A 346-nucleotide genomic window follows, 5' to 3' on the forward strand; every position below is an offset into this window, starting at 1 on the left:
CGGCACCACCAGTACTGGCAGCGGCACACCTGACACGGTGACCACCGGCACCGGGGAAAATCCGGTCACGGGATCCGGCACCACCAGTACCGGCAGTGGCACACCTGACACGGTGACCACCGGCACCGGGGAAAGCCCGGTCACGGGATCCGGCACCACCAGTACCGGCAGTGGCACACCTGACACGGTGACTACCGGCACCGGGGAAAGCCCGGTCATCGGCACCACCAGTACTGGCAGCGGCACACCTGACACGGTGACCACCGGCACCGGGGAAAATCCGGTCACGGGATCCGGCACCACCAGTACCGGCAGTGGCACACCTGACACGGTGACCACCGGCACC

At 67.6% G+C, this 346-nt stretch carries 1 pseudogene; it reads left to right on the forward strand.

Annotation, left to right across the window (positions count from 1 at the left end):
• Positions 1-346, forward strand: a pseudogene (locus AK963_RS34580) (hypothetical protein); the annotation flags it as partial.

This window comes from Endozoicomonas atrinae (assembly GCF_001647025.1).
In the GTDB taxonomy this organism is placed as follows: Bacteria; Pseudomonadota; Gammaproteobacteria; order Pseudomonadales; family Endozoicomonadaceae; genus Endozoicomonas; species Endozoicomonas atrinae.